Origin of the sequence: Methylobacterium sp. WL19 (assembly GCF_008040005.1) — a bacterium.
GTDB lineage: Bacteria > Pseudomonadota > Alphaproteobacteria > Rhizobiales > Beijerinckiaceae > Methylobacterium > Methylobacterium bullatum.
Genome location: NZ_VRVC01000215.1, coordinates 1 through 4,751 on the forward strand (window position 1 = coordinate 1; position 4,751 = coordinate 4,751).

4 protein-coding genes and 3 pseudogenes are annotated in these 4,751 nt (G+C 67.1%); 6 read left to right on the forward strand and 1 reads right to left on the reverse strand.

Features of this window, described 5'->3' with window-relative positions; genetic code table 11:
• The 5 genes and pseudogenes from FV220_RS25685 to FV220_RS24130 form a co-directional block, all read left to right on the forward strand.
• Positions 1–210, forward strand: a pseudogene (locus tag FV220_RS25685) (hypothetical protein); the annotation flags it as partial.
• A gap of 54 nt (positions 211–264) precedes the next feature.
• Positions 265–1,034 (forward strand): annotated as a pseudogene (locus FV220_RS24115) (ion channel).
• Between the two features lie 41 nt (positions 1,035–1,075).
• Entirely contained in the window at positions 1,076–1,330 is a 255-nt protein-coding gene (locus FV220_RS24120) for a hypothetical protein (RefSeq protein ID WP_147833486.1), read from the forward strand.
• Positions 1,331–1,533: 203 nt separating this feature from the next.
• Complete coding sequence (locus FV220_RS24125; RefSeq protein ID WP_147833487.1) at positions 1,534–2,694, forward strand: AI-2E family transporter; 1,161 nt, start codon at positions 1,534–1,536, stop codon at positions 2,692–2,694.
• Between the two features lie 89 nt (positions 2,695–2,783).
• Positions 2,784–3,464: a LysM domain-containing protein gene (locus tag FV220_RS24130; protein ID WP_187273527.1), complete on the forward strand. Its 681-nt coding sequence runs from the start codon at positions 2,784–2,786 to the stop codon at positions 3,462–3,464.
• A gap of 12 nt (positions 3,465–3,476) precedes the next feature.
• Here the strand turns inward: FV220_RS24130 and FV220_RS24135 are convergent, their stop codons facing one another.
• Entirely contained in the window at positions 3,477–4,220 is a 744-nt protein-coding gene (locus tag FV220_RS24135) for a glutaredoxin family protein (RefSeq protein WP_147833489.1), read from the reverse strand.
• Between the two features lie 298 nt (positions 4,221–4,518).
• Between FV220_RS24135 and FV220_RS24140 the strand changes: the two are divergent.
• Positions 4,519–4,751 (forward strand): annotated as a pseudogene (locus FV220_RS24140) (hypothetical protein); the annotation flags it as partial.

The following is a 4,751-nucleotide window of genomic DNA, read 5'->3' on the forward strand; positions in this document are numbered from 1 at the left end:
GGCGGGCTCTGGGCGGCGGCGCAGGCGGAGGCGGCGGAGCTTTTGGTGGGGGAGCGCGAGGCGCTTGCCGCGCGGATGCGGGCGTCGGACGAGATCCTGGACGAGGCCCTGGCACGGCTCGACGTGGCGGAGGCGGAGACGGGACGGTTGCGCGAGAGGCTGGACCGGCTTGAGGAAGGTGGGGAGGCCCCGGATCGCCGGCCTGGATGATCGGAACGTTCGCTCACGCGGAACGTCTGGGAACGGGGGGTAACGCACCGGACCATGGCTCGACTGACAGGCACGCTGAGGGAACTCTACGAGGGCGACGACGACCGGGCGTACCGTTTTCGCTATGGCCTGCTCGCCTTCGATCTCGCGACCTTGATGTTCATCGTCGTGTCCTCGTTCATGCCGCGCGAGCCGCTCGTTGAGGGTGTCGACGTCCTGATCGGGATCGCGGTGACCGCCGACTTCCTGTCGCGGCTCGCGATCTGCCCAAGGCCGGCCCGCGAGTTCCTGCGCCCGACGACCTGGGCCGACGTCGCGGCCATCGCCTCGTTCCTGGCGCCCATCGTCGGCGAGGGGCGGGTTTCCTGCGCATCTTCCGGACGCTGCGCTTCCTGCGCACCTACCAGGTGCTCGAACGCCTGCGCTCAGATTTCTCGTTCTTCCGGCGCAACGAGGAGGTCGTCGTCGCGGCGGTGAACCTCGCGGTGTTCGTCTTCGTGATGACGGGCATCGTCTACGCGACGCAGCACGGGCGGAACCCGGCCATCGGCAACTACGTCGACGCGCTCTACTTCACGGTCACCTCGCTGACGACCACGGGCTACGGCGACGTGACGCTCCACGGGACGGGCGGGCGCCTGATCTCGGTGGTGGTGATGATCTGCGGGGTGACGCTGTTCCTGCGTCTTGCCCAAGTGCTGTTCCGCCCAAATAAGGTTCGCTTCCCCTGCCCGACCTGCGGGCTGCAGCGGCACGAGCCGGACGCGGTCCACTGCAAGGCCTGCGGCCTGACGCTGAACATCCCGGACGAGGGCGTGTACTAGGATCACGCGGAACGGGGGAGCTTGGCCGTTCGTTGTCGGGAATGAGGTTCCTGACCACGCTCCTGACCGCCACCGTCATCTGCGCCTCCATGCTAGCCGTCGCGGCTCACAAGGCGGGCGACGTATCCGAACCGCGAAATTGGGCGGTCACGGGCGCGACGCCGGCGATGAACGCTACCGCCGAGGCGGCCCCGGAGCACGGTCCGAGCTTCGACCGAGCGGCGCTCGGCAAGCTTTCAGGAGCGGCATCGCGCCCTGGGCCGGACCTCGTCTCCTTAGAAGGCCAGCAGGGTTGATCCCGGGTCTTCTCGACCTCGCTTGAGGCCGAACCACGGAAGGGCGGTCCGTGCCATCGGTACGGAGACGGTAGGGACCGCTTCCATCGAGTTGGCGACGGGCGGCGCCCGTCGCGACCATGGCTGCACATGGGCTCCGCCCGGGTTCGGATCATCCAGTCCTGCCCTCCGTTGTCGTCGAACGAGGAATGCAGGAGGAGGGTGTGGCGATCACGCGGGAACAAGGTGCGGTCCAGCCGTCGCCTGCCGATGGTGGGACGGAGGAGCGCCGGGAGCGTGAGGCGCGTGACGCCGTCGCCAAGGGGGAAGCCGTCCCGCGGGGCGTTCGCTCCGCCGGGATCCTGGTGCTGAGCCTCCTTGCGGTGGTCTACACCCTCTACGTCGGCCAGGAACTCATCTTGCCCATCGTCCTCGCACTCGTCCTGAAACTCCTGCTCGCGCCGGCCATGCGGGTGCTGCACAAGCAGCTTCGATTGCCGAAGGCGCTCGCCGCGGCACTTCTCATTCTGGTGGTGTTCGGGGCCATCGCCGGAGTCGGCTTCACGGCTTCCATACCCGCGTCGGGCTGGATCCAGCGCGCGCCCGAGAGTCTTCCGCTTTTGAGGGAAAGGGTCGAAGCGCTGCGCCGTCCCCTGGACGTACTGCAGCAAGGCCTTCAGGCCCTGGAGAACATCGCCGCGGCCAACAGGCACGAGGGCGCGGGCGAGATCGTCACCGCAAAGCCCGCCTCGACGCTGGCGGGCAACCTGATGAGCAGCACCGCCGCCATCCTGTCGCGCTTCTTCACGACGATGGTCCTGCTCTTCTTCCTTCTCGCCTCGGGTGACCGCCTGTTGCGCGGGTTCGTCGAGGTGCTGCCGACCTTCTCCAACAAGCGTCAGGCGGTGGCGATCGCACAGGAGATCGAGACCAACATCACGGGGTACCTCGTCACCATCACGATCATGAACGCCCTCGTCGGCGTGGTGACGGGTCTTGCCATGTGGGCCTGCGGCCTGGACACGCCGCTGCTCTGGGGAGCGACGGCGTTCCTCCTGAACTTCATCCCGATCCTCGGACCCCTGGCCGGCATCGTGATCTTCTTCGTCGTGGGCGTGCTCAGCCTGGACTGGCCATGGTTCGCGCTCCTGCCCGCGGGTCTTTACATGCTGATCCACGTCGTAGAAGGCGAGGTCATCACGCCGATGCTCCTGGCCAAGCGCTTCACACTCAACCCAGTCCTGGTCATCGCCTCGCTTTTCTTCTGGCATATGATTTGGGGCATCCCGGGCGCCTTGCTCGCGGTTCCGCTGCTGGCGATGATGAAGATCGTGTCGGACCGCGTCGATCCCTTGAAACCCCTCGGCCATATCATTGGATCCTGACGACGGAACGGCCCGTCGTTCGCCACGTTGCGGAAGGCATCGGAGGCAGTCGGGAGATGGGTGTGGAACGTCGGATCCTACGCCTGGCCGTGCTGTCCCTCCTCGGCGGAATAGGCGTGCTGACGGGCGACCCCGGCTTCGCTCAGGAGGCGCCTTGCGCGAACGGGACGGCGCAGGTCCAGCCCGAGGATACCCTGAGCCGGATCGCGAACCGCTGCGACGTATCGGAAAGCGCGCTCCTGGCCGCAAATCCGTCCGTCGACGGGTCTGGCGACCTGCAAGTCGGCACCACCCTGCGCCTGCGGTCGGACAACGGCCAGGGCCAGCGTCTCGGCGACCGCCTCAATCATTTCGGGCGGGAAGCTAACGATGCCGTCGGCCGCATCGCCGGGCAGGTCGGGTCCTCGGCACAGGACCTGCTCGACAAGAACCCCGATCTTAAGAGCCGGTTACAGGGGCTTGGCCAACGGTTTGGCCTTGGCGACGAAGCGGACACGCCGAGCGTGACCCTCACGCCGGACCAGGGTCCGGCCGGCTCGACGGTAACCCTGTCCGCCACGGGCCTGCCGAAGTCGGAGGCGCTCATGATCGGTGTTGGCGCACCCAACACGGCCTTCCAGGTCCTGCAGTCCGGCCGCACCTCCGACAAGGGCACGCTGGAAGCTGACGTGAAGGTGCCAGAGCGTTTGGGCGGTACCCGTCTTGTGTTCGTCCTGCGGAACGGAGACGCCATCAAGCTGAACAGCAAGCCCTTCCAGGTCGTGCCCTGACCGCGAGGGCCGTCAGGACCGGACCAGCATCCAAAGGGCCATGCCGACCATCATCAGGTTTTCGGTCAGCGAGACGAAGCCGAGCGGCACGTTGGCCGATCCGCCGACGCAAGCGCACTTGATCTCCCGCTTGTCGACGTAGACCGCCTTGAACACCGAGACGGCACCGACCGTGCCGATGAACAGGGCGACGGGGATCGAGAGCCAGTTCAGGGCTCCGGCGATCATCAGGATACCGGCCAAAGCCTCGCAGAACGGGTAGGCGTAGGCGTAGCGGACCCAACGCCGGGCCAGGAGATCGTAGCCGAGGAACATCGAGGAGAAGCTTTCGACGTCCTGCAGCTTGAGGATGGCGAGCACGCACATGCTGAAGGCGATGAACCATTCGGCGGCCCGCATGGTCAGCGGCGTGCCGAATGCCGCGAAGCTCGCCGCCAGCGCCATCAGGGCGGTCATGGCGAAGACGGCGATCACGGGCGTGTAGCTCGTGGCCTCCGGATCGGCGACGGGCTTGCCGAAGTGGCGGCGGAGCTCGTCGTAGCCACCGATGCGCTCGCCTCCGATGAAGGTCTGCGGCGTCGTCTTGACGCCGTGCTCGGCCTTGAAGCGGTCTGTTTCCTCACGCGTCGTGAGCCAGTGGTCCTCGACCTGGAAGCCCTCGCGTTCGAGCAGGTCCTTGGTCTTCAGCCCAAAGGGACAGACGTGCTTCTCCATCACCATGCGATGGACGACGGCTCTGCGAGTGGTGTCCAGCATCGAGGAATCCTTCCTGAGGGACATGTGCTTCGGGGGGCGTATGGTCGAACAACGCGGGAGCCCTGCACAGGCTTCCCTGGATGCGCGCAGGGCAACCGATCAACGGGTTGGGGCTTCCAAGCGTGGGAAGGTCAAGCAACGTGTCCGGCCTCGTCGGCCGGAACGGGCAGCGGCAACGTGTGTTCACTCCCTTCAAGTCCGATGCGGACAGTGTCCCGGGACCGTCCGCCGACCGAACTGCGATGCCCACGGCCCCTGGGCCCGATCCGGCGTCGCCCAACGTTCAGGAACCCTCGCCATGAAGCTTTCCCTCACCCTTGCCGCCGCGGTCGCCGCGTGCCTTCTCGGCCAGCCGGCATCGGCCGGTCCCGCCGCCTCGCCGGTCGAGGCGCTCTCGGCCGGCGCCCTGCCGACGAGCTACGTCCAGTACCGGCGCTTCGGGCATCGGCACCACGGCTTCCGTCGTGGATACGGGTACCGCCGCGGTTACGGCCGGGGCTATGGCTACCGTCGGGGCCCAGGGGTCGGCGC

Coding starts and splice junctions, on each gene's coding strand:
- FV220_RS24120 (WP_147833486.1), top strand. CDS start 1,076: ATGAGGTTCCTGACCACGCTCCTGACCGCCACCGTCATCTGCGCCTCC.
- FV220_RS24135 (WP_147833489.1), bottom strand. CDS start 4,220: ATGCTGGACACCACTCGCAGAGCCGTCGTCCATCGCATGGTGATGGAG.